At 60.1% G+C, this 26,772-nt stretch carries 25 protein-coding genes and 4 tRNA genes; 21 read left to right on the plus strand and 8 right to left on the minus strand.

Annotation, left to right across the window (positions count from 1 at the left end):
• Positions 1-15: 15 nt before the first annotated feature.
• The 13 genes from V3H56_RS09230 (at position 16) to V3H56_RS09290 (ending at position 12,356) form a co-directional block, all read left to right on the plus strand.
• Positions 16-2,631 (plus strand): FimV/HubP family polar landmark protein, encoded by a 2,616-nt coding sequence (locus V3H56_RS09230; protein ID WP_047737335.1) that lies wholly within the window; start codon positions 16-18, stop codon positions 2,629-2,631.
• Positions 2,632-2,999: 368 nt separating this feature from the next.
• Complete coding sequence (gene truA, locus V3H56_RS09235; protein WP_003203852.1) at positions 3,000-3,824, plus strand: tRNA pseudouridine(38-40) synthase TruA; 825 nt, start codon at positions 3,000-3,002, stop codon at positions 3,822-3,824.
• Between the two features lie 63 nt (positions 3,825-3,887).
• The gene (locus V3H56_RS09240; protein WP_042732642.1) at positions 3,888-4,520 is read left to right on the plus strand and encodes a phosphoribosylanthranilate isomerase; all 633 of its coding nucleotides are present in this window, start codon (positions 3,888-3,890) and stop codon (positions 4,518-4,520) included.
• Positions 4,521-4,777: 257 nt separating this feature from the next.
• A complete protein-coding gene (gene accD / locus V3H56_RS09245) occupies positions 4,778-5,698 on the plus strand; it encodes an acetyl-CoA carboxylase, carboxyltransferase subunit beta (protein WP_042732641.1) in 921 nt (306 codons plus the stop codon).
• On the plus strand, positions 5,695-7,002 hold the full coding sequence (gene folC / locus V3H56_RS09250) for a bifunctional tetrahydrofolate synthase/dihydrofolate synthase (protein WP_042732640.1): 1,308 nt from the start codon (positions 5,695-5,697) through the stop codon (positions 7,000-7,002). The genes accD and folC overlap by 4 nt, the downstream gene beginning before the upstream one ends.
• A complete protein-coding gene (locus V3H56_RS09255) occupies positions 6,986-7,648 on the plus strand; it encodes an SPOR domain-containing protein (RefSeq protein ID WP_047737333.1) in 663 nt (220 codons plus the stop codon). The genes folC and V3H56_RS09255 overlap by 17 nt, the downstream gene beginning before the upstream one ends.
• 90 nt (positions 7,649-7,738) lie before the next feature.
• Positions 7,739-8,299, plus strand: coding sequence for a CvpA family protein (locus V3H56_RS09260; RefSeq protein ID WP_039593931.1), 561 nt, complete (start codon positions 7,739-7,741; stop codon positions 8,297-8,299).
• A gap of 41 nt (positions 8,300-8,340) precedes the next feature.
• Complete coding sequence (purF, locus tag V3H56_RS09265) at positions 8,341-9,846, plus strand: amidophosphoribosyltransferase (RefSeq protein ID WP_042728273.1); 1,506 nt, start codon at positions 8,341-8,343, stop codon at positions 9,844-9,846.
• A 50-nt stretch (positions 9,847-9,896) separates the two neighbouring features.
• Positions 9,897-11,108 carry an O-succinylhomoserine sulfhydrylase gene (locus V3H56_RS09270; RefSeq protein WP_042728274.1) on the plus strand — a complete coding sequence of 404 codons (1,212 nt, stop codon included), beginning with the start codon at positions 9,897-9,899 and terminating at the stop codon, positions 11,106-11,108.
• Positions 11,105-11,878, plus strand: a complete 774-nt coding sequence (locus tag V3H56_RS09275) for an SDR family oxidoreductase (protein ID WP_042728275.1) — start codon at positions 11,105-11,107, stop codon at positions 11,876-11,878. Before V3H56_RS09270 ends, V3H56_RS09275 begins: the two co-directional genes overlap by 4 nt.
• Before the next feature lie 103 nt (positions 11,879-11,981).
• Positions 11,982-12,057, plus strand: a tRNA-Val gene (locus V3H56_RS09280).
• Positions 12,058-12,115: 58 nt separating this feature from the next.
• Positions 12,116-12,192, plus strand: a tRNA-Asp gene (locus V3H56_RS09285).
• An 87-nt stretch (positions 12,193-12,279) separates the two neighbouring features.
• Positions 12,280-12,356, plus strand: a tRNA-Asp gene (locus V3H56_RS09290).
• 188 nt (positions 12,357-12,544) lie between these two features.
• On the opposite strand, the gene V3H56_RS09295 is transcribed toward V3H56_RS09290, so the two are convergent.
• Positions 12,545-13,828 carry an FAD-binding oxidoreductase gene (locus tag V3H56_RS09295; protein WP_042728276.1) on the minus strand — a complete coding sequence of 428 codons (1,284 nt, stop codon included), beginning with the start codon at positions 13,826-13,828 and terminating at the stop codon, positions 12,545-12,547.
• A 183-nt stretch (positions 13,829-14,011) separates the two neighbouring features.
• Between V3H56_RS09295 and V3H56_RS09300 the strand changes: the two genes are divergently transcribed.
• The 3 genes from V3H56_RS09300 (at position 14,012) to V3H56_RS09310 (ending at position 15,342) form a co-directional block, all read left to right on the plus strand.
• Positions 14,012-14,088: transfer RNA gene (locus tag V3H56_RS09300), tRNA-Val, on the plus strand.
• A 291-nt stretch (positions 14,089-14,379) separates the two neighbouring features.
• On the plus strand, positions 14,380-14,622 hold the full coding sequence (locus tag V3H56_RS09305) for a hypothetical protein (protein ID WP_047737331.1): 243 nt from the start codon (positions 14,380-14,382) through the stop codon (positions 14,620-14,622).
• A gap of 99 nt (positions 14,623-14,721) precedes the next feature.
• Complete coding sequence (locus V3H56_RS09310) at positions 14,722-15,342, plus strand: hypothetical protein (RefSeq protein WP_042728278.1); 621 nt, start codon at positions 14,722-14,724, stop codon at positions 15,340-15,342.
• 610 nt (positions 15,343-15,952) lie between these two features.
• Here V3H56_RS09310 and V3H56_RS09315 read toward each other — a convergent pair.
• Positions 15,953-17,851: an acyltransferase family protein gene (locus V3H56_RS09315; RefSeq protein WP_338474509.1), complete on the minus strand. Its 1,899-nt coding sequence runs from the start codon at positions 17,849-17,851 to the stop codon at positions 15,953-15,955.
• Positions 17,852-18,340: 489 nt separating this feature from the next.
• On the opposite strand from V3H56_RS09315, the gene V3H56_RS09320 reads away from it, so the two are divergent.
• A complete protein-coding gene (locus tag V3H56_RS09320) occupies positions 18,341-19,717 on the plus strand; it encodes a D-glucuronyl C5-epimerase family protein (RefSeq protein WP_047737329.1) in 1,377 nt (458 codons plus the stop codon).
• A gap of 95 nt (positions 19,718-19,812) precedes the next feature.
• On the opposite strand, the gene V3H56_RS09325 is transcribed toward V3H56_RS09320, so the two are convergent.
• A complete protein-coding gene (locus V3H56_RS09325) occupies positions 19,813-20,238 on the minus strand; it encodes an HD domain-containing protein (protein WP_042728281.1) in 426 nt (141 codons plus the stop codon).
• Between the two features lie 162 nt (positions 20,239-20,400).
• Here V3H56_RS09325 and V3H56_RS09330 point away from each other — a divergent pair, with 162 nt between their 5' ends.
• A complete protein-coding gene (locus V3H56_RS09330; RefSeq protein WP_042728282.1) occupies positions 20,401-20,601 on the plus strand; it encodes a hypothetical protein in 201 nt (66 codons plus the stop codon).
• Between the two features lie 25 nt (positions 20,602-20,626).
• On the opposite strand, the gene V3H56_RS09335 is transcribed toward V3H56_RS09330, so the two are convergent.
• A complete protein-coding gene (locus tag V3H56_RS09335; protein WP_338474510.1) occupies positions 20,627-21,526 on the minus strand; it encodes a LysR substrate-binding domain-containing protein in 900 nt (299 codons plus the stop codon).
• A 106-nt stretch (positions 21,527-21,632) separates the two neighbouring features.
• On the opposite strand from V3H56_RS09335, the gene V3H56_RS09340 reads away from it, so the two are divergent.
• A complete protein-coding gene (locus V3H56_RS09340) occupies positions 21,633-22,076 on the plus strand; it encodes a PACE efflux transporter (RefSeq protein WP_053150784.1) in 444 nt (147 codons plus the stop codon).
• Positions 22,077-22,375: 299 nt separating this feature from the next.
• Positions 22,376-22,576 carry a hypothetical protein gene (locus tag V3H56_RS09345; protein WP_042728285.1) on the plus strand — a complete coding sequence of 67 codons (201 nt, stop codon included), beginning with the start codon at positions 22,376-22,378 and terminating at the stop codon, positions 22,574-22,576.
• A gap of 268 nt (positions 22,577-22,844) precedes the next feature.
• On the opposite strand, the gene V3H56_RS09350 is transcribed toward V3H56_RS09345, so the two are convergent.
• From V3H56_RS09350 to V3H56_RS09360, 3 genes are all read right to left on the minus strand, one after another.
• A complete protein-coding gene (locus V3H56_RS09350; RefSeq protein WP_042728304.1) occupies positions 22,845-23,276 on the minus strand; it encodes a DUF2628 domain-containing protein in 432 nt (143 codons plus the stop codon).
• Positions 23,277-23,490: 214 nt separating this feature from the next.
• Complete coding sequence (locus tag V3H56_RS09355) at positions 23,491-23,697, minus strand: hypothetical protein (protein WP_042728286.1); 207 nt, start codon at positions 23,695-23,697, stop codon at positions 23,491-23,493.
• A 277-nt stretch (positions 23,698-23,974) separates the two neighbouring features.
• The gene (locus V3H56_RS09360; protein ID WP_042728287.1) at positions 23,975-24,190 is read right to left on the minus strand and encodes a hypothetical protein; all 216 of its coding nucleotides are present in this window, start codon (positions 24,188-24,190) and stop codon (positions 23,975-23,977) included.
• A gap of 24 nt (positions 24,191-24,214) precedes the next feature.
• On the opposite strand from V3H56_RS09360, the gene V3H56_RS09365 reads away from it, so the two are divergent.
• Positions 24,215-24,709, plus strand: coding sequence for an anti-virulence regulator CigR family protein (locus tag V3H56_RS09365; protein ID WP_338474511.1), 495 nt, complete (start codon positions 24,215-24,217; stop codon positions 24,707-24,709).
• 128 nt (positions 24,710-24,837) lie between these two features.
• Here the strand turns inward: V3H56_RS09365 and V3H56_RS09370 are convergent, their stop codons facing one another.
• Positions 24,838-26,688 (minus strand): sigma-54-dependent Fis family transcriptional regulator, encoded by a 1,851-nt coding sequence (locus V3H56_RS09370; protein ID WP_338474512.1) that lies wholly within the window; start codon positions 26,686-26,688, stop codon positions 24,838-24,840.
• Positions 26,689-26,772 lie beyond the last annotated feature (84 nt).

Raw genomic sequence — 26,772 nt, forward strand, 5'->3', positions numbered from 1 at the left:
ACAAAGGAAGAGGCTATGGTTCAAGTTCGCAAACTGGTGTTAGCAATAGCGGCCGCCTCGGCGCTGTCCTCCGGTATGGCGCAGGCGCTCGGGCTTGGGGAATTGACCCTGAAGTCGACGCCGAACCAGCCCCTGGTCGCCGAGATCGAGCTGCTCGACGTCCAGCAGTTGACCGCCGCCGAAGTCGTGCCGAGCCTGGCCTCGCCCGAAGACTTCGCCAAGGCCGGCGTCGACCGCCAAGCCTTCCTCAACGACCTGAGCTTCACGCCGGTGATCAACGCCAATGGCAAGAGCGTCTTGCGGGTCACCTCCAGCCGGCCGCTGTCCGAGCCGATGGTCAAGTTCCTGGTGCAGGTGATGTGGCCCAACGGTCGCCTGCTGCGCGACTACAGCGTGCTGCTCGACCCGTCCAAGTTCTCCCCGCAGGCGGCGGATGCTGCCCGGGCGAAACCGCCTCAGGTGGTGTCCACGCCGGTCACCGGTGCCACCAAGCCTTCCCAGTACACCACCACGCCGCGCGATACCCTGTGGGAAATCGCCGCCAAGGTGCGCAACGGCGGGTCGGTCCAGCAGACCATGCTGGCGATCCAGGCGTTGAATCCGAATGCATTCATCAACGGCAACATCAACCTGCTCAAGACCGGCCAGGTGCTGCGCTTGCCGGACTCGGTGCAAAGCACCGCGCTGCCGCAGCCCCAGGCCATTGCCGAAGTCGCCGCGCAGAACGCCGCCTGGCGTTCGGGGCGGCGTGGCGTGGCGGGTGCGGGCCAGCAACAGCTGGATGCAACCCGGCGTGGCCGCGGTGAAGGCGCGCCGGCCCAGACCGCTGGTCGCGATAACCTGAGCCTGGTGTCGGCCGAGTCGGCGAAGGCGGGCGGCAAGGGCAAGGGCGCTGCCGGTGATGCCCAGGCGCTGAGCAACAAGCTGGCGGTGACCCAGGAGAGCCTCGATTCGGCCCGCCGGGACAACGAAGAGCTGAAAAGCCGCATGGCCGACCTGCAAAGCCAGTTGGACAAGCTGCAACGCCTGATCGAGTTGAAGAACAATCAGCTGGCCAAGATGCAGGCCGAAGGTGGCGCAGTGCCGCCTGCGGGTGAAGCGGCCCCGGCGATGTCCGCGCAATTGACCCCCGCACCGGCTGCGCAAACGCCGGGGGCGCAGGCTCCGACTGTCGCGCCCGAGGCTGCTCCCGCACCGGCCGCCACCCCGGAAGCGACACCGCCGGCCACGCCGATCGAGCCAGCGCCGGCGGCTTCCAATGAGCAGAAGTACAACGATCTGCTGACCAACCCGGTCCTGCTGGGCCTGGTGGGCGGCGGCGTGTTGATCCTGCTGTTGCTGCTGTTGTTGCTCGCCCGCCGCCGCAAGGCCCAGCAGGAAGCCGAGAAACATTTGCGCATGGCCCGAGCCCTCGAGGAGGAGGCCGACTTCTCCCCGGAGCTCGATCTGCCCCCGAGCAGCTTCGAGGGCATTGAAGTTCCACCTCCCAGCGTCAAACTCGAGCCAAAACCGGCGCCTGCGCCAGTGCCCAAGCCGGCCCCGCTCGTTGCCCCGGTGATCGTCACGCCGCCGATCGCCGCACCCTTGGTGGCGCCGGCCGCCGAGCCTTCGGATGACGTGCTGCCCCTGGCCCAGTCCCACATCGACCGCGGTCGCCTGAACCAGGCCGCCGACCTGCTGGAACAAGGCATCAAGGCCGAACCCCAGCGCAGTGACCTGCGCCTGAAACTCATGGAAGTCTACGGCCAGCAAGGCGATCGTGATGCGTTCGTCGCCCAGGAGCGCCAGCTCGTGGCCAACGGCGACAACTACGCCCAGGTCGAGCAGCTCAAGAGCCGCTTCCCTGCCATGGTCGTGGCGACCGGCGCCGGCCTGGCTGCGGCGGCACTGGCCGCCGAGCTGGATGCGCAGTACGTCAAGGACCTGCTGGAAGACAAGCCGTTGTCCGATGAGGAGCTGGACAGTGCCTTTGACCTGAGCCTGGATGACCTGGAAACGACGCCGGTGCCACCGGCCGCCGAGCCGATCGCCGAGCTGGATGCATTCCCGGAAGACGACGACCTGAGCTTCGAGTCGGTGCTCAAGCAGCAGACCGAAGCCAACCAGAGCCTCGATGACCTGTCCGAGTTCGACCTGGACCTGGGCGCCGATACCCCGGCCCCGACCGCAGCCCTCGATGACGAGGACTTCCTGCTGGACCTGGGCGACGACCTCAAGGGCTTCGACTTGCCGCCGGCCGATGCGCCTGCGTTGCTCGACACTCCGTCCGACGATCTCGAGCTGCCCGCGGATTTCGACCTGTCCCTGGCTGACGAAATGGATGTCCCTGGCGCGCCGAAGGATGCCTTCGAGTCCGAGCTGGACGACGTCAATGCCGAGTTGGACCGCCTGTCGGACAGCCTGAGCGAGCCAACCTTCACCGCCGAAGATGCGCTGGCCGGCGCCGAGGACGAGCCGGATTTCGACTTCCTCAGCGGCACCGACGAGGTGGCGACCAAGCTCGACCTGGCCCAGGCCTACATGGACATGGGCGATAACGACGGCGCCCGCGACATCCTCGGCGAAGTCCTCAGCGAAGGCGATGCTACGCAGAAGAGCGAAGCGCAGGAGATGTTGTCGCGGCTGGCGTGAATCAGTGGTTATACAAAAACGGCAGCCGGTGAGGCTGCCGTTTTTGTTTGTGGGTCATTTGCGCTGCTCTTGTGGCGAGGGAGCTTGCTCCCGCTGGGCTGCGAAGCAGGCCTCTCCATGGCACGTCGAGCACTTTTGCGAGCGCTGCGCACTCGAGCGGGAGCAAGCTCCCTCGCCACAAGGACTTGTCTTGGTCTGAAAACCATCTGAACCCCTGTGGGAGCAAGCGTGCTCGCGATAGCGCCAGCCCATTCAACACAGATCACCCGCCGGACTGGCATCCCAAGCCATCGGCCTTATAATGCCCGCCTTTGCGTCCCTCAGCAGGCTGTAATTCCTTGGCAAACATAGACAATCCGGCCGCCGAAATGGCGGCCGACGGCTTTTTCCGGATCGCCCTGGGCGTTGAATACAAAGGCTCGCGTTATCGAGGTTGGCAGCGCCAGGCTTCTGGTGTGCTGACGGTGCAGGAAACCCTCGAGAATGCGCTGTCCAAAGTCGCCGACTCGCCGGTGTCGCTGCATTGTGCCGGTCGTACCGACGCGGGCGTGCACGCCTGCGGCCAAGTGGTGCATTTCGACACCCAGGTCGAGCGCTCGATGAAGGCCTGGGTGATGGGCGCCAACATCAACCTGCCGCACGATGTCAGCGTCAGTTGGGCCAAGGTGATGCCGGCGCACTTTCACGCGCGCTTCAAGGCTATCGCCCGGCGTTATCGCTATGTGATCTACAACGATCAGATCCGCCCGGCGCACCTGAACGAAGAAATCACCTGGAACCACCGTCCACTGGATGTCGAGCGCATGGCCGAGGCGGCGCAGTATCTGGTCGGTGTGCATGATTTCAGCGCGTTCCGCGCCGGCCAGTGCCAGGCCAAGTCGCCGATCAAGGAGCTGCATCACCTGCGCGTGACGCGGCACGGCAAGATGATCGTGCTCGACATCCGCGCCAGCGCATTCCTGCATCACATGGTGCGCAACATTGCCGGTGTGCTGATGACCATTGGCGCCGGCGAACGCCCGGTGGAGTGGATCAAGGAAGTGCTCGACAGCCGTATCCGCCGCTCCGGCGGGGTGACCGCGCATCCGTTCGGCCTGTACCTGGTGCAGGTGGAATACCGCGATGAATTCGAGTTGCCCGAGCGTTACATCGGGCCACATTTCCTCACCGGCTTCTCGGAACTCGACGGCTGACGCCTTTCGCAGCATTTGCTACCATCCGGGACTTTCACGGATTTGCCTTGGAGTTTTCACGACATGTCGGCCGTTCGCAGCAAGATTTGCGGGATCACCCGCGTCGAGGACGCGTTGGCGGCGGTCGAGGCCGGAGCCGATGCCATCGGGTTGGTGTTCTACGCCAAGAGCCCGAGGGCGGTGACGGTGCAGCAGGCGAGGGCAATCATCCAGGCCTTGCCGCCGTTCGTGACCCCGGTCGGGCTGTTCGTCAATGCCAGTCGTTGCGAGCTGGGCGAGATACTCGATGCGGTGCCGCTGGCGCTGTTGCAGTTCCATGGCGACGAAACCCCGGAGGACTGCGAGGGCTGGCACCGCCCGTACATCAAGGCGTTGCGAGTCAAGGCGGGCGATGACATCGCCGCCGCATGCGAGACCTTCGCCGGAGCCAGCGGTATTTTGCTGGACACCTACGTGGAAGGCGTTCCCGGGGGTACTGGCAAGGCGTTCGACTGGTCACTGGTGCCCAAGGGGCTGAGTAAGCCGATTATCCTGGCCGGTGGCCTGACGGCAGAGAATGTGGCCGAGGCCATTCGCCAGGTTCGTCCGTATGCGGTCGATGTGAGCGGCGGCGTGGAGCAGGGCAAGGGGATCAAGGATCCGGCAAGGATTCGCGCGTTCATGGCGGCTGTACGCAGTAGCCAGTCGCCAATGTGACGGCTGGCAGACTGCCGCCGTCCATACCTGCACTGTACACAGCAGGCAGGCACCGCCTCCGGGTGGGCCGATAGCGTAGTGGCAACCACGATGAAGCGGTTGCCGGGATGGCTGAGGAAGGTTGGGTTGCACGCAGGTCATGTCTCGCGCTGACCGTGGTGGCCCTTCGGCCCTCGCCGCACAATGAATTTAGCTCAAGGGCATACTCGGGGCCGCGAACCAGAGCGTTCGGGCCGCCGGTACTGGAGAAAGAAAGCATGAGCAACTGGTTAGTAGACAAACTGATCCCTTCGATCATGCGTTCCGAGGTGAAGAAAAGCTCGGTGCCTGAAGGTCTGTGGCACAAATGTCCTTCCTGCGAAGCGGTGTTGTATCGCCCGGAGCTGGAAAAGACCCTGGACGTGTGCCCCAAGTGCAACCACCACATGCGCATTGGTGCGCGTGCCCGTATCGATATCTTCCTGGACGCCGAGGGCCGTGAAGAGCTCGGCGCCGACCTGGAGCCGGTGGACCGCCTGAAGTTCCGCGACGGCAAGAAGTACAAGGACCGCCTGACCGCTGCCCAGAAGCAGACCGGCGAAAAAGACGCCCTGGTGTCCATGAGCGGCACTTTGCTGGGCATGCCGGTGGTGGTCTCGGCGTTCGAGTTCTCCTTCATGGGCGGTTCCATGGGTGCCATCGTTGGCGAGCGTTTCGTTCGTGCCGCCAACCATGCCCTGGAAAACCGTTGCCCGATGATCTGCTTCGCCGCCTCCGGCGGTGCGCGGATGCAGGAAGCGCTGATTTCCCTGATGCAGATGGCCAAGACCTCCGCGGTGCTGGCACGCTTGCGTGAAGAAGGCATTCCATTCATCTCGGTGCTGACCGACCCGGTCTACGGCGGTGTCTCCGCCAGCCTGGCCATGCTGGGCGACGTGATCGTCGGCGAGCCTAAGGCGCTGATCGGCTTTGCCGGCCCACGCGTGATCGAGCAGACCGTGCGTGAAAAACTGCCCGAAGGCTTCCAACGCAGCGAATTCCTGCTGGAGCACGGTGCCATCGACATGATCATCCATCGCCAGGAACTGCGTCCGCGCCTGGGCAACCTGCTGGCGCAACTGATGGGGCTGCCGACGCCGAAGTTCGTCGCCGCTCCCGTCGAGCCGATCGTGGTTCCGCCGGTGCCTGCAGGCCTATGACCCAACGTACCCTGGGCGACTGGCTTGCCTACCTCGAGCAGTTGCATCCGTCGGCCATCGACATGGGGCTGGAGCGCTCGCAAGCGGTAGCGTCCCGCATGGGACTGGCCAAGCCGGCGCCCCGGGTCATCACCGTTACCGGCACCAACGGCAAGGGTTCGACCTGCGCCTTCCTGGCCTCGCTGCTGCGGGCCCAGGGGTTGAACGTCGGTGTCTACAGTTCGCCGCACCTGCTGCGCTACAACGAGCGGGTGCAGGTCAACGGCGTCGAGGCCACTGACGCCCAACTGTGCGAAGCCTTTGCCGCGGTGGAAACCGGGCGGGGCGAGACTTCCCTGACCTATTTCGAAATGGGCACCCTGGCGGCGTTCTGGCTGTTCGCTCGGGCAGGCCTCGATGCCGTGGTGCTGGAAGTCGGCCTGGGCGGGCGCCTGGATGCGGTCAACCTGGTGGACGCCGACATCGCCTTGGTCACCAGCATCGGCGTGGACCATGCCGATTACCTGGGCGATACCCGCGAATCCGTGGCGTTCGAGAAGGCCGGTATCTTTCGCCAGGGCGCACCTGCGCTCTGCGGCGACCTCGATCCGCCTCAACCGCTGCTGGACAAGGTCCGCGAGCTGGGCTGCCCATTCTTCCTGCGTGGGCGGGATTTTGACCTGGCAATGACCGAGCAGCACTGGCAATGGCGCGGCAGCGATGCCCAGGGCCAGCCAGTGGAACTGCGTGACCTGCCGCTGCTGGATCTGCCGATGGAAAACGCCGCGCTGGCGCTTCAGGCCTACTTGCTGCTCGGCTTGCCGTGGGAGGCGGGGCAGATTGCCGAGGCGTTGCAGGCAACGCGCGTCGTCGGGCGGTTGGATCGTCGCCAGTTCGAGTGGCAGGGCAAGCGCCTGAACCTGTTGCTGGATGTCGGGCACAATCCCCATGCCGCGCAGTACCTGGCCGAGCGTCTGGCCCGGCGGCCGGTCGTGGGGCGGCGCCTGGCGGTATTCGGACTGCTGTCCGACAAAGACCTGGATGGCGTTGTCGAGGCGTTGGGTGCTAGTGTCCAGCAATGGGCGGTAACGCCGCTGGACTCGCCGCGTTCGCGTCCGGCGACCGAGTTGCAGGCCACTTTGCAGCGTCACGGTGCTGCTGTACAAAGCTATGGCAGTGTGGCCGCCGCGCTGGAAGGGCAGTGCGCCGCGGCGACGGCCGATGACGAGATCCTGTTGTTCGGATCATTTTTTTGTGTTGCCGAGGCCCTTCAATGGCTGGCCCGGCGCTCCACGGAGGACGCGGCAGATGGCAATGCTGGATAAGGCGTACAAGCAGCGCATGGTCGGTGCCCTGGTGTTGGTGGCCCTGGCGGTGATTTTCCTGCCGATGCTGTTTTCCCGCCAGGACGAGCAGCGCCAGATCACGGTGGATGCGCCGGCTGCGCCCCAGGCGCCTGCCGTGCCGCCCGTGCAGGTAGAGCCGGTGGCGGTGCCTGAACCACAGGCACTGCCCCAGGAACCTGTACCGAGTGACGAGGAGCTGGCGCAGCAGCCAGCTGCGCCGTCGACGCCTATCGCACCCGCACCCGCTGCGCCAGCGCCGAGCAAACCGGTCGTCGCGCCGACGCCTGCTCCGGCGGCGCCTGCCGTCAAGCCGGCCCCGACCCAGCCGATTACCGCCGCACCCGCCAAGCCGGACACCACGCAAAGCCGTGTGGATGCCAACGGCCTGTCGGTCAGTTGGTCGGTGCAACTGGCCAGCCTGACCAGTCGCGAAAGTGCTGAAAGCTTGCAGAAAAACCTGCGCAGCCAGGGCTACAACGCTTATATCCGCTCCGCCGATGGCAAGAACCGGGTATTTGTCGGGCCGTTGATCGAGCGCGCCGAGGCCGATCGCCTGCGTGACCTGCTCGGGCGCCAGCAGAACCTCAAGGGTTTCGTGGTACGTTTCCAGCCAGAGCGTGGTTGACCGGCGATTTAGCTGATTTGAATCACGCAGCTTACCGACAGCCCTGGGCTCTGCTAAAATGCGCCGCCTTATCCGTCTGCAGGCTGCACCGTGCCATTTACCTGGGTTGACTGGGCGATCGTTGCGATCGTCGCCATCTCCGCTTTGATCAGTCTGAGCCGAGGCTTCGTCAAGGAAGCCCTCTCGCTGCTGACCTGGATCATCGCGGGAGTCGTGGCCTGGATGTTTGGTGGCTCGCTGTCCCAGTACCTCGCCGGATACATCGAAACCCCGTCGGCTCGCGTGATCGCGGGCTGTGCCATCTTGTTTATCGCCACCTTGCTGGTCGGCGCAATGATCAATTATCTGATCGGCGAACTGATTCGCGTCACCGGGCTTTCCGGGACGGACCGGTTCCTGGGCATGGCCTTCGGCGCGGCGCGTGGCGCGTTGCTGGTGGTCGTGGCCGTCGGGCTCCTGAGCCTGGGGCCGGTGCAGCAGGATACGTGGTGGCAGGAGTCCCGGCTCGTGCCACAATTTCTATTGGTCGCAGACTGGTCTAAAAACCTGATTCTGGGTTGGAGCAGTCAGTGGCTTGCCAGCGGTATCAGCGTACCCGCTGAAATACCGTTCAAGGAGCAGCTCTTGCCGATGGCCAAAACGCCGCAGTGAGTGCTGTTCAGTTCAGATCCATTAAGTAGGGGTTGCGTCGCATGTGTGGCATCGTCGGTATCGTCGGTAAGTCGAACGTCAATCAGGCGCTGTATGACGCGCTAACCGTGCTCCAGCACCGCGGCCAGGACGCTGCCGGTATCGTGACCAGCCATGACGGCCGGTTATTCCTGCGCAAGGACAACGGCCTGGTGCGTGACGTGTTCCACCAGCGTCACATGCAGCGCCTGGTCGGCCACATGGGTATCGGCCACGTGCGCTATCCGACGGCGGGCAGCTCGACGTCGGCTGAGGCCCAGCCGTTCTACGTCAACTCGCCATACGGCATCACCCTGGCGCACAACGGCAACTTGACCAACGTCGAGCAGCTGGCCAAGGAAATCTACGAATCGGACCTGCGCCACGTCAACACCAGTTCCGACTCGGAAGTGATGCTCAACGTGTTCGCCCATGAGCTGGCCCAGCGCGGCAAGCTGCAGCCTACCGAGGAAGATGTGTTCGCGGCGGTGACCGACGTGCATAACCGTTGCGTCGGCGGCTACTCGGTGGTGGCGATGATCACCGGCTACGGTATCGTCGGCTTCCGCGATCCCCACGGCATTCGTCCGATCGTGTTCGGCCAGCGTCACACCGACGAAGGCGTCGAGTACATGATCGCCTCCGAAAGCGTGTCCCTGGACGTGCTCGGTTTCACCCTGATTCGCGACTTGGCCCCAGGCGAAGCGGTCTACATCACTGAAGACGGCAAGCTGCACACCCGCCAATGCGCGACCAACCCGAGCCTGACCCCCTGCATCTTCGAGCACGTCTACCTGGCGCGCCCGGACTCGATCATCGACGGCATCTCTGTCTACAAGGCCCGCCTGCGCATGGGCGAAAAGCTGGCCGAGAAGATCCTGCGCGAGCGCCCGGACCATGACATCGACGTGGTCATCCCGATCCCGGACACCAGCCGCACGGCGGCCCTGGAGTTGGCGAACCACCTGGGCGTCAAGTTCCGCGAAGGCTTCGTGAAGAACCGCTACATCGGCCGTACCTTCATCATGCCGGGCCAGGCTGCGCGGAAAAAATCCGTACGTCAGAAGCTCAACGCCATCGAGCTGGAGTTCCGCGGCAAGAACGTGATGCTGGTGGATGACTCCATCGTGCGCGGTACCACGTGCAAGCAGATCATCCAGATGGCCCGTGAAGCTGGCGCCAAGAACGTGTATTTCTGCTCGGCTGCACCGGCCGTACGCTACCCGAACGTCTACGGCATCGACATGCCGAGTGCCCATGAACTGATCGCGCATAACCGCAGCACCCAGGACGTGGCCGACCTGATCGGCGCCGACTGGTTGATCTACCAGGACCTGCCGGACCTGATCGAAGCGGTGGGCGGCGGCAAGATCAAGATCGAGCAGTTCGATTGCGCGGTGTTCGACGGCAAGTACGTCACCGGCGACATCGACGAGGCCTACCTAAACCGGATCGAGCACGCGCGTAACGATGCGTCCAAGGCCAAGACCCAGGCGGTCAGTGCGATCATCGATCTGTACAACAACTGAGTGACGAACCGGCCCCGAGGGGCCGGTTTGCGATTTGAAGGAGTGGCAGCATGAGTCAGGATTGGGATGCCGGTCGGCTGGACAGCGACCTTGAGGGCGTAGCGTTCGACACCCTGGCGGTGCGCGCGGGTCAGCACCGCACACCGGAAGCCGAACATGGCGATCCGATGTTCTTTACCTCCAGCTACGTATTCCGCACGGCCGCCGATGCGGCAGCGCGGTTTGCCGGCGAGGTGCCAGGCAACGTCTACTCGCGCTACACCAACCCGACCGTGCGCGCTTTCGAAGAGCGCATTGCCGCCCTGGAAGGCGCCGAGCAAGCGGTCGCTACCGCTACCGGCATGGCGGCGATCATGGCTGTAGTGATGAGCCTGTGCAGCGCCGGCGACCATGTCTTGGTTTCGCGCAGTGTCTTCGGCTCGACCATCAGTCTGTTCGAAAAATACTTCAAGCGCTTTGGCGTGGAAGTCGACTACGTGCCCCTGGCGGACCTGTCCGGCTGGGACGCGGCGATCAAGCCCAACACCAAGCTGTTGTTCGTTGAATCGCCCTCCAACCCCTTGGCCGAGCTGGTGGACATTGCCGCGCTGGCGGAAGTCGCCCATGCCAAGGGCGCCATGCTGGTGGTCGACAACTGCTTCTGCACCCCGGCGCTGCAACAGCCGCTGAAACTGGGGGCTGACGTGGTGGTGCATTCGGCGACCAAGTTCATCGACGGCCAGGGCCGATGCATGGGTGGCGTGGTGGCCGGTCGCGGCGAGCAGATGAAGGAAGTGGTGGGGTTCCTGCGCACTGCCGGGCCGACCCTCAGTCCGTTCAACGCCTGGATCTTCCTCAAGGGCCTGGAAACCCTGGGCCTGCGCATGAAGGCGCACTGTGCCAACGCCCAGGCCCTGGCCGAATGGCTGGAGCAGCAGGACGGCATCGAGAAGGTCCATTACGCCGGTCTCAAGAGCCATCCGCAGCATGACCTGGCCCAGCGCCAGCAGCGCGGCTTTGGTGCAGTGGTGAGTTTCGAGGTCAAGGGGGGCAAGGAGGGCGCCTGGCGCTTCATCGACGCGACCCGGTTGATTTCCATCACCGCCAACCTGGGCGATAGCAAGACCACCATTACGCACCCGAGCACCACGTCCCACGGTCGCCTGTCGCCCCAGGAGCGTGAAGCGGCGGGTATTCGTGACAGCCTGATTCGCGTTGCGGTCGGCCTTGAAGACGTGGCCGACCTGCAAGCCGACCTGGGTCGCGGGTTGGCGGCCTTGTGATCGAGTTGGCAACGCCGCCGGGCGGCACTCACGGCCGGGTTGCACTGGTCACGGGGGCCGCGCGGGGCATCGGCCTGGGCATTGCTGCCTGGTTAATTTGCGAAGGCTGGCAAGTGGTGTTGACCGACCTGGATCGAGAGCGCGGTTCCAAGGTTGCGAAGACCCTGGGCGACAACGCCTGGTTCATCGCCATGGACGTGGCGGACGAGGCGCAGGTCGCCACCGGTATCGCCGAGGTGCTTGGCCAGTTCGGCCGTCTCGACGCGCTGGTGTGCAATGCGGCCATTGCCGACCCGCACAACATCACCCTGGAAAGCCTGGACCTGGCCTACTGGAATCGGGTCCTGGCGGTGAACCTGGGTGGGCCGATGCTGCTGGCCAAGCATTGTGCGCCGTACCTGCGTGCCCACAACGGCGCGATCGTCAACCTGGCCTCGACCCGCGCCGCACAATCGGAGCCGGACACCGAAGCCTATGCGGCAAGCAAGGGCGGCCTGCTGGCCCTGACCCATGCCCTGGCAATCAGCCTCGGGCCGGAGATCCGCGTCAATGCCGTCAGTCCTGGCTGGATCGATGCGCGCGACCCTTCGCAGCGCCGTGCAGAGCCACTCACCGATTCCGATCACGCCCAACATCCGGCGGGCAGGGTAGGGACCGTGGAGGACGTGGCGGCGATGGTGGCATGGCTGTTGTCGCGCAATGCCGGTTTTGTCACGGGCCAGGAGTTCGTGGTGGACGGCGGCATGACCAAGAAGATGATTTACAAATAAGTCCATGGGCGCGCGGCGCTTGAAACTGTTTTGAAAAAACTTCAACCCTGCTATTGACTTAGCTTCGGTACCTGCGTAAATTTCGCGGCCTCAGCAAAGCAAAGGGTGATTAGCTCAGCCGGGAGAGCGTCTGCCTTACAAGCAGAATGTCGGCGGTTCGATCCCGTCATCACCCACCATGTTTCAAGAGAGTCTTGCGAAAGCAAGATGGAAGCTGTCAAAAGCCTCCACCGACGCGCAGCGGTAGTTCAGTCGGTTAGAATACCGGCCTGTCACGCCGGGGGTCGCGGGTTCGAGTCCCGTCCGCTGCGCCATATTTTCCGAAGCAGGTTCGCCTGGTTCGAGATCAATCCCAAGGGGCTGGTCAGACGAGTTAACTGGACGCAAGTCCACAGCGATACGCAGCGGTAGTTCAGTCGGTTAGAATACCGGCCTGTCACGCCGGGGGTCGCGGGTTCGAGTCCCGTCCGCTGCGCCATATCTGCTTCGAGGCCCACTGAACGCCTTGAAGCCAGGAAGAGCGCCAAGCGCCTCTTCTGATCGATAGCAAAAACCCTGGTCGAAAGACCGGGGTTTTTTGTTTCTGTCATTCGGCTTTTTGCTTGCCGTGCCCGGCGGGCTGCTTGGCAGCCCTTCTGTGGTCCTGCGAACGCTAGGGCGCTGGCCTCAGAACCCAAGTCTATCCCGCAGCCCGTAATACCATGCACCCATCGCCGCAAACGGCGTACGCAGCAGTTGGCCGCCGGGGAACGGGTAGTGGGGCAGGTCGGCAAACGCATCAAAACGCTCAGCCTGACCACGTAGCGCCTCGGCCAGGACCTTGCCTGCCAGGTGCGTGTACGTCACGCCATGGCCACTGCAGCCCTGGGAATAGTAGATGTTGTCCCCCAGGCGCCCGACCTGAGGAAGACGCGACAACGTCAGTAGGAAGTTTCCGGTCCAGGCGTAGTCGATCTTCACCTGTTTGAGCTGAGGAAACGCCTTGAGCATTTTCGGTCGGATGATGGCCTCGATGTTCGCCGGGTCCCTGGCGCCGTACACCACGCCACCCCCGAAGATCAGGCGCTTGTCGCCGGTCAGTCGGTAGTAGTCGAGCAGGTAATTGCAGTCCTCGACACAGTAATCCTGCGGCAACAGACTGTGGGCCAACTCGTCCCCCAGTGGCTCGGTCGCGATCACCTGGGTGCCGCACGGCATGGATTTGGCAGCCAGTTCCGGCACCAGGTTGCCCAGGTAAGCATTGCCGGCCACGATGATGAACTTGGCCCTGACCTTACCCTGAGGCGTATGCACGACGGGACTGGCGCCGCGCTCGATACGCACTGCAGGTGACTGCTCATGGATGACCCCGCCGAGCGACTCGACGGCCGCTGCTTCACCCAAGGCCAGGTTCAGTGGATGGATATGCCCGCCGCTCATGTCCAGCATGCCGCCAACATACTCCTCACAAGCCACCACCTCGCGAATGCGACGCTGGTCCAGCAACTCCAGCTGGGTATGCCCGAAACGCTCCCATAAGCGCTTCTGCGACTCCAGGTGGCCCATCTGCTTGGCGGTCAGGGCGGCAAACACGCCACCGTCCTTCAAATCGCACTGAATCTGATACTTGGCCACTCGTTCCCGAATGATCCGTCCGCCCTCGAACGCCATATTGCCCAGCAATTGCGCCTGTTGAGGGCCGACGCTGCGTTCGATCACATCGATGTCACGGCTATAACTGTTGACGATCTGCCCACCGTTGCGACCCGACGCACCGAAGCCCACCTTGGCCGCTTCAAGGACGGTGACCTTGAAGCCGTTTTCCAGCAGGAACAGCGCAGAGGACAGGCCGGTGTACCCCGCACCGATTACACACACATCCGTCTCGACCTCACCCTGCAGGGCTGGGCGCGACGGAGCCGGGTTGGCCGACGCAGCATAATAGGACGCTGGGTAGGATGTGTTCGCCATTCTGCAACCTCTGTTTTATATTTTTTACGAATGCGCCGATCCTACCCGAGATAAAAATCGGCCGCCAGCCACTGCAATATCTTCGTCGCGTGGGCGAAATTAAATATTTTGCATATTCATAGGGTTAGGTGAAAAAAAGGTGTTGACACCCCTTTGGAATTCCGTAGAATGCCGCCTCACAGCAGGCACGTAGCTCAGTTGGTTAGAGCACCACCTTGACATGGTGGGGGTCGTTGGTTCGAGTCCAATCGCGCCTACCAAACAAAATCCGCTCTGCTGGGCGGTCTAGAAGGGGTTACCGGAAACGGTAGCCCCTTTTTGCTTTCTGCCATTTGCAAAACTCTTGCAAAACCCCCACCTCAGAACGCCAATTCGGCGCCCACCTCGACGTACTCAATCGTCTTTTCCCCCATTCCCTTCCGGATATTGCTTGGTCATAGACGAACCACTTGTTCTTGTACGAAGCGTTAGGTGTATAACTGTTGGGGCAAACCCGCAAGAACTCAGGCAGGAGGCGCCGCTGCTAAGAGCAGGGGGGCAAACGGTTTACCATGTCCAATGACACCTTTCGATTCGAAGCACACCAGTCACTTTTAGAGCTGGACGCCGCCACAACCAAAATGATGATGCTGGTGGTTGCTGGCGAGGTCTCAGGTTGCCTTTGGAAGGAAGCCTTTTCTCGGGTTGGTTCCGCCTACACGGCTCTTGCGAGCGTCGTGGCTGGAGTTCAAATAGACCCGATGCCAGCTTTGGATGGCCGCTCGAGTGATGATCTGATCACCCCGGAAAAGTGAGAATGGATGGGGCGACATATTGAAAAAAGTCCCGTGATCCGTTTCCAGGCTGTCCGCTAGTAGTGGTAACGTCTGCGCCGCAATCCTTGAGACAGCCAGATGAATCATCGAAGACCCGCTAGCGTTACAGCAGCACCTGCTGGCGTGCCGGGCACTGCCCACCCACCTATCTGGTATTACGGTCCTGAAATACCCATTATCGAAAGCAATGGCATGGGCGTTTTTGGCTTCTCTCTTGCGTTGCTTCTGCTTTTACCGGCCTATGGGCTTGTGACGTTCCTTTTCCCAGGGCCGGAGGTCATGCATGGGGTGCAGCCTGACCATGGTGAGAGCCTCACAGGGTCATCCTTTATTCTGTTAATGCTGGCCAGTGCAGTGTTCATCGGTGCGTTCTTTGCGTGGATTGTCCCTGCGCCTCAAGTGCGGGCTTTCACGTTTGACGAAAACCAGCAGATGTTGACCCTCACCATCACTCGTCGTGGCCTAAAAGCCACTGAAGTGCGCGTGCCATTTAGCCAAATCATTCACATCCGTCCTTGCGTGCTCGCAGCGTTTGATCACGATGGCTATTTTCTCGTCGCTTATCGGGGGGCGAAGGGTAAGGTTTTCGAATACCCGTTAGCGCACGGTACCTCGCTGGAAAACATTGAGTTTCATAGTGCGTGGTTACGTGGAATGTTAGGGGAGCGGATGTGCGAGATGCTAAATCTCGACAAATGAAAGCAACCTAAAGCCAGCCTGACCTGGCGCACTATTGGTCGGCCCCATCAGGTATTCAGCTATGCGGTCTTCCTTGCCGGGCAAGGCCCGGGCGGTGGTGTGGAGGCGTTACGCAGCGTGTGCGTCGCGTTCTTCCTCCCAAAGGACGAAAGGCCAGTTGCCAGGGGATTTAAATAGCGCTGTCACAAGATCGATGGGGTTGCGAATGCCCGTTCAGGTGGTGGCTGTTTTCAAGATGGCCGGATGGCAATAAAGCTGTCTGTTGCCGAATGGGTTGGACTGGTATGAGAAAAGTAGTTTTGGCTCTTTTGTTGGTCACACTGGTAGCCTGCATGCCTTATCAAACAGTGACTTCGACCGATCCGAACTGGATGCGTCTTGGTGGAGATGAGCCTGAAGGCTACCCAAGGACGTTTGTCGAGAACCTGGGCGGTAATTGCGCTTTGGTTACCGAATCGTGGTCTGAGGGAAGAATCAACGGTCGTCTGCTGTGGACCAAGAAGCAGTCTCGAAAGGCTGTTACCTGCCCATAGGCGTCTTTGTAAAATCGCGCTTTCCAAACAAACACGGAGCCTGCTTTCACGCGTCAGGCTCCTGGCGAGGATGGCTTTCACCAAAGATTTTTCGTGTTCGCAAGGATATCGAAAGCTTTTGCAGAACCTACGTATGACAAGTGCCCTGAATCACGGTACATGGGCACTCCGTCTACAACGGTGCGGCAAACCGTGTCATCACACAGTGCATTGCTTAGACGAATGACCCGTATCGCGTATTTCGTTTCAATGGTATCGAGCAACGTAAGGACGCCGGCGTTGTATTCCCTGTAGTTCTTTAATGGGATGGTGCAGTCGTGTGCAGTTGTGCTGTTGGACAGCTGCTGCTGCATGCAGCTGATATTTTCATTGCCTACGGAGGGAGGTGGGCCAATGACGATGACTTCTTTGCCGATCCGCTTAAGCTCGCTGATGGTCCTGCCCAGGTCATTTTCAACTTGATCAAGGCTTGTAGGCACTATGCGAGTCGAACCCTTGTCTTGTTCGTCCCTTGTCAGCATTTTGTTGGTGGGCACGGTGTATTGCCAAAAAGAGGCGGCAAGGATGACCGTCTCAATGGTTTTGTCTGCTTTGATCGCAGAAAATACAGTGTCGTTAAATGCTATGCAGTAATTTGCTAGCTTCCCTGCATCTGCTCGTGCCGGGTTGTAAGGCGCAGTATCCAAGAAGGGAGGGCAAGCGCTGTAGGTCGCCTGTGCGATCCCTCCTTTTCTGTGGTTCTTAACTCCCTCGATGGTGTGCATGGCATAGGAATCGCCCCAGACTATATTGCGAGCCGGGGTGGAGGTTCGGCATTTTTCATCGTTCTTGAACAGATAGTTGTCGCAAGCTTTATCAAGGCCGTAATTGGGCCGTAACAAAGCGTCGAAATCTACTTGATTATTGTTGTGTCGGGTTGCGGTGTATTGGATTGATACCAGTACGGCCGCTCCGAGAGTTATCGTCCATGTCAGTCCGGCTTGAGGAATCAGGGACCGACGACTGGGTTGCTCAACGAAGATGTAAAGAACCCCCGCACATAACAGCGATACTAGAAACAAGGATATTTGACTAAACAGTGTAAGCTCATTAGGCAGTACCGCGTGTGCGAAAACAATGACCGGCCAATGCACTAGGTACAGGGAGTAGGAAATATCGCCAAGCTTGACAAGTGGTCTGATAAAAATGGACGTATTGGCTATCGTGCTATTGGCCCAGATGATGAAAAGGGTCGAGAGGCATACAACAACTGCTGCCGGTCCTGGGTGGCCCCATTTAATTTCCATCGTGGGGATGATTAGAACTGCAAGGATGGCCAGTAAAAATACGGGGCGGGGAATCTTTATGTTGAATTTCTGGGCAGCCAGATAGCCGCCCGAGCCGATCAATAATTCCCAGCAACGCGTGGGCAGCAGGAAAAAAGTCGCTGAGGGATGGGTTTGTTTCAGGTACAGGCAGGCTAAGAGGCTGCCGATTAAGACAGTGATAACAATGCGCAACCAGAGGCGAGCGGGGCTGAGAATAAGAATAAGTGGAAAAATCAGGTAATACTGTTCCTCGACAGCCAGAGACCATAAGTGCAGCAATGGCTTGGTGGACGCATCTGCATCAAAATATCCAGTCTGATTCAATAGAACAAAATTGGTAGTGTAGGTCACCGCTCCTGCAACTTGAGAGAGCAGGTTCCTGTTTTCCATCGGAGTTAATAACAGATAGGCGCCGATGCAGGTGGCTAAAATTGTTACATAGACGGCCGGTACCAGGCGTTTGGCGCGCTTGTAATAAAATTCAGAAAGACGAAAGTCGCCACTGGCTATTTTGCTGGCGATGATTCCGGTAATCAAATATCCGGAAATGACAAAAAATATATCTACGCCTAGAAATCCAGCTTTTAAAGCGGTGAAACCCAGGTGGTCCATCACTACAAATGCAACGGCAAGCCCTCTGAGGGCTTGTATGTCGAGCCGAAAATTCATACGTCCTCTGTATCATTATCAAGCTGCTGTCCGGCAGCTATTTCTCATTCAAGGTTGCGGTCACGTGCGCTTAGCGTGCACGCTTTCGGGTTTTTCATCCTCCAGGCTGGATGGTGGGTTTGCACCTCGGGACTGAGCGTAGCAGCTGGAGGCAATGAGGCCAGTGTGGATGTTACCAATGGGAGAGCGCTGTAGGAGTCTTCGACAATTCATCGATTTTTTGGGAGCGTTCTGGGGATTTCCACCGCTGTGCGTCGATTAAATTTCTTGTAAATGAGGGGTTTGGTCCTATCATCCGTTGAGCGGAATGCAGGGGGCGATTCGAGGCCCGCACTGCATACGAAAAATTGCAATGGGGGGCTCAAGTAGGGTTGTCTGAAGCTCCGCGCTGGTTTCTGTTATAGCCGGCGTTGAGACGTCTGCGCCAAATCTTCCTGATGGACCAACTCTGTTTCGTCCGCGAGCTGGGGGTAGGCTGCGGGGTGGTTAATGGGCGCACTGATGATCTTGCGTGGGATTTTTATAAGGCTGTACGTGACTATGCTAATAAACTCAAAAAAACTGCTGTTTCTTTTCTTCTGTTTGGCGATGTCCTGTGTTTCTGTACAAGCGCAGCAGTCAGATCTACTCAAGTTTTATGCAGAGGGCTCGCCCAATTATCCTTGGGCATTTGGAACCAGCAAGGAGTGTGATGCGACAGTGGGGATGTCCAGTCGGACAAAGAATTTCAGGTCCCCAAGCAAGCTGGCAATACGGGGTCTTGAGGCGGCACTGTCCGGAGACCTTGCCGGTGCTGTGGTGTGTGAAGAAAAGTTGAGAGTTTTTGAAAAGATGAGAGATGGCGGTCTCTTTTATGCCTTTATGGATGATTACATAGATGCGTGGCCTTTCCAGCTCAGGGCGCCTTGGGTATCTGCTTTTACCCAAGGCATTGCGCTTGAGTTTTATATGGAAATGGCAAAAAAGACGGGAAACATCTACTACAAAAACAAGGCTGAAGCGATTTATTTGTCATACTCGATGCCCGTTGACAAAGGAGGTTTTGCCAGGACTGTTGGCAAGGATGTGTTGTTTGAAGAGTATCCGGTAAACGAACGGATTGCGGTGCTGAATGGTAATTTGATTGCAACCATTGCCTTGTATGATTATGCGCAGTTTTCTAAAAGCAAGGCACCCTTGCGACTGGCTACTCGATCAGTTGCCTGGCTTGAAAAAAATATCCAAAGCTATGTAATTCAACGCCCTGAATACCCCGGGCCGATTTCGGCGTACTCTCTGGCTCCTTCAAGGCTCGATGTGCTATTTAGATTTTATCTGACCCATGAAACGCTAGATGTTTTTTCTATAAAACTGGCTGCGAAGGATGTTTCGAGGAGCATTCTTCCCGGTACGCCTGGAGACCATGATATTACTCGGGATGCAAGTCTGATCGTGTCTGCGGACATGAATTGGTCCGAGCCGTACAAAGAGTCGAAACAGCCACGGACTGATTTCAGGAAAATAGTCGAAGCAGCAGGGGCGTTTAACCATGCACCCTTCAGGGTGGAGGTAAAGACGATCGAAGAGTTGAGCTCCTTGAAGCAAGGTGCTTCCCTTGAGGTGTCCTACAGGGCCCAGGGCAGTTCCGATGTACAAATTTCCGACGGGAAGACGTTCTACAAAATAGGCACGTTAGGCCCTACTCGTGGGGAGGTTGTGACGGTGGTATTCGAGCTTCCCGCAGCAGCTATTGCCAATCTCACGTTTCCCGTTGATTTGAAATACAACGTGTTGTATCTGGAGCACAACCAGAAGCTGCTGGAGATCGTCGCAGGCCTCTCTGAATCTGACGTGTTGAAAAAATATGCGACGTTACTAAAGCGGTAATCAGTAAATGATCCAGTCACTTGCAGCGCAAGTGCAGCCCTGATCTGGCGTTGGGGATCATCTCCCACTTCTGCTCGTGATAAGGGTCAGGGGTGTCACGCTTGCGTTGCCAGGTAATCGATGGCCTCACGGTACTTTGCAATGCGCTCCAGATCTTTTTGGCTGGGTGTGCCCAGGCGTGACAAGTCACTGTTCTCCGCCAGGTCGGCCAGTTTCACCCGGCGCGCCATAGGGTCACGTGCGGCGCGTTCGATAAAGGCCTGATAGGTTTCGCCGTCGCGCTTGGTGAGTGAATCGATGGCATTCAGAGTCGCTTCGCTGAAGCCTGCATCGCGCAGGTCTGCCAAGGTAACGGCAGTGTCTTCGACGACGTCGTGCAACACCGCGACGATGCGTTCTTCGTCACCGGATAGACGCAACATGACTTTCAACGGGTGCAGGATATAAGGAGCCCCCCCTTTATCGGCTTGCCCTTCATGGGCCAGCGCGGAAATCGATATGGCTCTTTCAAGCGTACTCATTGCTCGCTTCCCCTTGTCAGTCCTTGGTTTCCTATCGGTCATTTCCCTGGGCGCATTTTGGGTAGACGTTCGGAAAGTCCAGCGCAAGTATAGGGCTCGGCTCGCACGTGAGCCCAGCGTACAGTGGAGCGTCTTGATCCAGGTTCCGAAGAGAGTAAGGCAATGCCGAAGAAACATCAGGAAAGCACCGCCGTGACGGCTGCCGACATTGAGCGCTCTATCCAGGCGTTGAACAAGATGGCGGAACGTCTTTGGGGCGACGGTCGGGAAGCCGAGGCGAAGGCGCTATTGGGCGCTTTGGATGCTTTGAACAGGGCGCTCGATCGCATCAGGATTGGCGAGAGCCGCAGGGTTCTTCATTGACCTGAAGACAGTGTAGGGCCCCGGGTTAATGCCCCGCCTGCGCCATGAGCGCCTGTTCCCGCAACCACTCACTGAACCTGTGCACCACCGACTGGCGCTCCCGCCCCGGCACGCACACTACGCTGTATCGCGCGCCAGCCAGGCGAATGTCAGGCCGATAGCCGACCAGTTGTCCACGAGCGACCGCTTCGGCAACCAATACATTGCTGGCAAGCACCAGGCCATGCCCGATGATGGCGGCCTGCAGGGCGTGCTGTTCCTCGTCGTAGCGTCGAAAGCGCGCGGTACCCAACCAGTCCGGGGTGCCTGCCTTGGCGCACCAGGTCGGCCAATCGACCGCTTCGATTGAACTGCTCAGCCAGGGCACGTCGATCAACTCCACGGGTGAGTCGGCGGTGGGCGGTTGCCAGTCGGGGCGACAGTAGGCGCCGAAGAACTCTTCCAGCAACGGTTGCTGGAACAGCTGAGGATCAGGCGTGAACTGGGCGCGGATGGCCAGGTCGATGCTGGCGTCGCGGAGCAGGTCGACCACGTCGTTGCTGCTGTGCAGCCTCACGTCGATGTCCGGGTATAACCGATGAAAATCCCCGAGCCGAGGGATCAGCCACAGGCTGGCGAACGCCGGGGTGGTGCTCACCACCAGCGATTGTGAAGCGCAGGGCGGTGACAGCGCCTGCAAGCCGTGCTGGATGTCCAGCAGGGCGCGGTGCAATTGTGGGTGAAGGCGCTCGCCGTCGGCGCTCAGGCGCACGTTCTGGCTGGAGCGTTCGAACAATCGCACGCCCAGGAATGCCTCGAGGCTCTTGACTTGATGGGAGATCGCCGCCGGGCTGACATGCAGCTCCTGGGCCGCCGCCTTGAAGCTGCCCAGCCGTGCGGCAGACTCGAAGCCGCGCAAGGCGGTGAGGGGCAGTTTGGCAAACATGGGCGGCTGGATTACTCGGGTTGAGCGTGGCTCAATTTAGCTCATTTGTACGCGTCGGCTCAACTTGCCAGGCTGTGGTCTCGCACTGCCAACAGGAGATCACCCCATGCAAGGCGCGCCCCGTAAAATCCTCCAGGCCGTACTCTATGAAGCCGGCGGTGTGCTGTTCGTGGCACCGGCGCTGGCGCTGATCTACGGCCAGGGCATGGGGTATTCGACCCTGTTGTCACTGGTGATTTCTGCCGTCGCACTGGCCTGGAACATGCTTTTCAACGGTCTGTTCGAATGGTGGGAACGCCGTCAGCACAACCGTCATCGCAGTTGGCGGCGACGGTTGCTTCACGCCTTGGGGTTCGAAGGTGGCTTGACCTTGATCCTTACCCCGGTGATCGCGGCGTGGCTGGGCATCAGCCTGTGGCTGGCGCTGGTGACCAATCTGGGGTTGTTCGTGTTCTTCTTTTTTTATTCGCTGGTGTTCCAGTGGGCGTTCGATCGGGTCTTCGATGTTCCGCTCTCGGCTCAGCCTGCCCGGCCACTCGAAACAAATTGAACTGCCGGTACCGCCGGCAGCCCAACGGGGTATCACTCGGAGGGCAACGCCATGGCAGATGAAAAAGAACAGCAACAACCCAACAATGACACGCCGGCTCATGCCACTGAGCAAGAGCGTGAGCGTCTGAAGGATTTCAACAAGGACGGCATTCCGCCCGGTTCTTCGTGAGTGCTGGAATAGAACGGTTGAGCACCCACAACGCCCTGCGCCGTTCATCCATTGCCCCGCACTTGCGATGTTCCGCTGCCTCTTATGTTTTAGCGCGGCTGTCCCGCGCGCCAGAATGGAGAGCCAGCATGGAAATCGACGAAAATGCGCCTGGAAACAGGTCCCAGCAGGAAGTCACGCGCGGCACCGATAACGAAACAGGTCACGACCCCAGCAAGGATGCACCTGAAGTCCCGCTGCCGCCGGACGACGACGCACCTATCGAAGAGGATATGTCCGATGTGAATGCCGCCGATTCGGTGACGACCGAGCATCCCGACCCTCGATGATGATGCCTTTGCTCCTGAAGCCCGGCCACTGCGCCGGGTTTTTTTGAGCCCCAAGTCTGGCCTGCGCCGGTTTCCCTGATGCTATTGAGTACCTGAACATTCACTGTTCGTGTTCCCCGCCTCAGCCTTGTTCGAAGAGGCGTTCAAGAACTACTTCGACACTGTCGTGAGTGGCAATACCCGTCATCAGTTTCGCGGGCCTCAATAGCTTGAGGCGCGAGGGCCTGCACATCCGTGGAGAAGTGCGGGCCCTCGCCAAGCAAAATCGCTACCGCAAACTCATCCCTTGGAACGGGTTCCAGCCTTGCTCGCCTTTGACTTCTTTCAAGTAGTAGGCGTAGTTGGTCATGATGGCGTACATCACCGAGGTGGCACCGTTCAGGCCGGCGTTCAGCGGCTTGGGGAAGTCCATGCCCAGGGCCGCGAAGATCACGCTCAGCACAATGTTGACCAGCAATATGATGCCCAGCAGGGCCAGGTTCTTTTTCCACAGGCCCAGTACGAAGAGGTAGATGGGACCGAAGAAAAACGCGATCACGTTGGCATTGATGAGGATTTTTTTCTTGAAGCCGGGCAGCTTCTTGAGGGCTTCCTTGTAGCGCGGGTCGGTGGGCGCGCCATAGGTGTCAAAGAAGTTGAAGCGTTCCTGCCATTTGGCGCTGTATTTTGCGCTGTTGTGCACGTGTTCGGTTGCGCTCATTTTTTGCTGCTCCTGGTGTTCCATTAAACGACGTTGTTCTTCCGAGAAATCCTGTGCTCGGCTTTATAATCGTTCGGATGGAAAAATGCCCCTGCTCGCTGAAGCGGCCGTTCAATTTGTGATGGGCATCACTGTGCGCAGAGTTCTCACCTGAAGCAGGAATCCGTGGCGAGGGCGCCAGCCTCGCCACAAGAAGCAGTATTCGCGTCGCCCGTCAGAACGCCAGCGCAGCGGCCTCTGCGAAGCCATGTTCCGGTACACCCGCCATGAAGTGCAACGGTATCGGCTGTTTCTCCTCGATCGGCGAAATTTCAAAGCTACCGACTATTTGCCCCTGGAGCGCCCCCAGCCGTATCGACTCTTCTTCCTTTGCCTTTGCCATTCTCGCGTGGTTCGCTGCGATTTCGTTGAGAGTTGACACGGTACATCTCCGTTTGCTGACCCTAGCCTTGATTGATTTGCCGCCGCGTCAGAATCACGTCGTTCTTGGCTGCTGGAGCAAGCCGAAGCAAACCCTAAGCCAGACACGGTCACCGGTTGATCTTGTTATTGGAGAGGCGACGGATGGCGGTTTGCCGTGGAAGCCCTAGCCCAGACCCCGCGACGACGCTGCAACGTGCCAACCATGCCTTAGCAATAAGTCATTGATAATACAAACCGGGACATTCGAGTCGCCGTCCAGCTGGTACCCGTGCCGCTTATTGCGGATCGACGCCATAGGCGCCTGGCGCGGGTGTCGCGTTCCTGTACATCACGATCACGGCGATGCCGATCAAACTGGTGGCGCATGCCAGCTGCAGGCTGACCTGTTGCGTGCCGATGGGCGCGGCCAGCACGGCGACCAACAGCCATGCCAGCGGCGTGTAGCGTGATAGGCGACTAATATCATCCTTGGCGTCTATATAGGCAGCCATCTTCCCTTTTTAGTGAGAACCATCATGTTTGAATCGCGCTCGTTGATGGCTGTACTGACCTGCTTCGCCCTGGTGGCCGGGCCTGGGGTTGTCGTAGCAGACCCAGGTAACGGCAAGGGCAATGCCCCATTCGACCAAGGGCCCGGCCATGGCCAAGGCAAGGGTGGGCAAGGCCACAAGGGCGATCAGGGCACTCAAGGCAACCCGGGAGGGCAGGGTAACCGAGGTGGCGGCGACTGGCATAACGGCCCCAGTATCGACCGCGGCGGCGTGCTGGGTGTGATCGGTGGCTATCGTGACTACTGGAGTCCGGGGCCTGCGTTGCCGCCGGGGATCCAGAAAAACCTCGCCCGGGGCAAGCCGCTGCCACCGGGCATTGCCAAGAAACTCGATTCACGCCTCTTGGGCCGGTTGCCGCACTACGACGGTTATGAATGGCAGCAGGTAGGCACCGACCTGATCCTGGTGGCCATCGCCAGCGGCATTATCTATGAAGTGCTGAACGGCGCGTTCGACTGACACGTTGGACAGTCAGTGAAACGAACCTTATGTGGGAGCGAGCCTGCTCGCGATGACGGCCTGTCAATTACTGCATTATTGGCTGAACTGACGCTATCGCGAGCAAGCTCGCTCCCACAGGTTTCGTCTCAGTTTTCAAGTTGGCGCAGGCGCTTGTACAAGGTGTTGCGGCTGACCCCCAGCCGTCGCGCCAGATGCGAGATATTCCCGCCGACGGCCTGTAACTGCCTGTTCAAGTCCTCGGCATCGTTCAAGTCCACCGCCAGCGGTTCGGGGGTGTCTACCGGCTCCATTTCAAGGTCGACGAAGAAGTCGTCCGGCAGGTGTTCCGGGCGGATCGGCTGTTCCTCGGCCATGGCCAGGGCGACTTGCAGCACGCTGCTGACTTGGCGCAGGTTGCCCGGCCACGGGTGGCGGTCGAACAGCTCCAGCACCTCCCGATTCAGGCCGGCCCATTGGGTCGGTTCACGGTGGTGTTCCCAAAGGCGTTTGAACAGGGCCTGTTTGTCGCTGCGTTCGCGCAGCGGTGGCAGTTCCAGGGTCAGGCCGCCGATGCGGTAGTACAAGTCTTCGCGAAAGCGCCCCAATTGCACCTGTTCACGCAGCGAGCGGTTGGTGGCAGAAATGATGCGGATGTCCACCGGGAACAGCTCGGCGCTGCCTACCGGTTGCACGCAGCGCTCTTGCAACACCCGCAGCAGCCGAGCCTGGGTCGGCAGGGGCATGTCGCCGATCTCGTCGAGGAACAGCGTGCCGCGGTCGGCCTTGCGGATCAGGCCGATGCTGCCCTTTTGATTGGCGCCGGTGAAGGCGCCTTTTTCGTAGCCGAACAGTTCCGACTCCACCAACTCGGCGGGAATCGCTGCGCAGTTGACGGCAATGAACGGTTGTTTGCAGCGCGAACTGGCCTGGTGAAGGGCCTTGACGAACACTTCCTTGCCGACGCCGGTCTCGCCATGGATCAGCAGCGGAATGTCTTTCTCCAGAAGGCGCTCGGCCTGGCGCACGGCTTTTTCCACACGGCTGTCGCCGAAGTGCAGGGTGTTGAGGTTGATGATGTTGGCGGCGGGCGCGGGGGCCGGCGAAGGGGGGGCTTCGGTGAATACCCGCGCCTTGATCGAAACCTGGCTCGGCCGCCGCAGCAGGCACTGGAAGCGGTTGCGTCCGGACGCTTGCAGGGCGAACGGCAGGCCATCGGGCTGGTTCAGCAGCTCCAGCAATGAAACCTTGAACAGGCTTTCGATGCTGACCCGTGACAGGCTCAGGCCCAGCAGGTTGTCGGCCCGGCGGTTGGCGGAAAGCACCTGGCCGCTCTCGTCGAAGATCAGCAGCCCGGCCCATTGGCTGTCCAGGTTGTTCAGCCCGGTGTTGAAGGTCAGTTGAAAGTGTTCGCCGCGAAACAGGTTGAGGATCAGCCGGTTCTCCACGGTCTGGCTCATCATTTTGACCATGCCCAGGGTGTGGGAGGGCGGCAGGTAGCTGTCGCTGGAGACGTCCAGCACGGCGATGACCTTGCGCTCGGCGTCGAAGATCGGTGCGGCGGAGCCGGTCATGAAACGGTTGGCCTTGAGGAAATGCTCATCGTGCTCGATGTGCACGGCCTGCTCGCAGGCCAGCGCGGTGCCGATGGCATTGGTGCCGGTGCAGCGCTCCATCCAGCTCGCCCCGGCGCTGAAGCCGTGGGCCAGTTTGGGCTCGATGAAACGCTGGGTGCCCCAGGACGTCAGGACCTGGCCCTGGTTGTCGGCCAGCATGATCAGGCAGTTGGAGTTGCTCAGGATGTTCTCGTAGTACGGCAAGACTTCCTGGTGGGTGGTCTGCACCAGTGAATGCTGGCTCTCCAGCAACTGGGCGATGCCATCGGCGGGCAGCGGGTCGAAGGCCGGTATGCTCTGATGGTTCAGGCCGAAAGCGCGGCAACGGGACCAGGAGGCCTGGATGATGGCCTCGTGGGACAAGGCGGGGGCAGGTGCGGCCATGGGGCACTCTCGCAGGTGCTGTTTTTATTGTGGTGGTGAGTCTCGCACATACTCCTTGTGCAGGGGCAGGTCTGATTTGCCAGG

Source organism: Pseudomonas sp. MS646 (genome assembly GCF_036693845.1).
GTDB lineage: Bacteria > Pseudomonadota > Gammaproteobacteria > Pseudomonadales > Pseudomonadaceae > Aquipseudomonas > Aquipseudomonas chlororaphis_E.